Below are 364 nucleotides of genomic sequence, written 5' to 3' on the forward strand. Positions count from 1 at the left end.
CAGTGAAGGGGAGACAGCGAACAAACACACCGATCAAAACTAAACCGAGAGAACGTAGCACTAAGACACACAACTGGAGTATGACAACGAAAGTGCACACGTCTTATACGAGAAAACCTAATGCTCTTTTGAGAAAGTCTTTTCAAAAAGTATTAAAAAAATGGACAAAAGAATCTAATTTTACATTGAATCTTACATATTTCAATAGATTACCATTACATAAAGATATATATAATGTAGTAGGAGATTTCACATCGCTTATCGTGTTGGAAATTGGAGATAAAGGTAATAGTTTACTTGAATTTGCTAGTGAATTACAGAAACAGTTATGGTCCATATCTTCCCATAACTGTTTCTGTAATTC

General features: G+C 33.5%; 1 pseudogene. It reads left to right on the forward strand.

Annotated features, from left to right (window positions below):
• Positions 1–80 precede the first annotated feature (80 nt).
• Positions 81–364, forward strand: a pseudogene (locus AACQ14_RS24080) (hypothetical protein); the annotation flags it as partial.

Origin of the sequence: Vallitalea maricola, from assembly GCF_036985595.1 — a bacterium.
GTDB classification, from domain to species: domain Bacteria; phylum Bacillota; class Clostridia; order Lachnospirales; family Vallitaleaceae; genus Vallitalea; species Vallitalea maricola.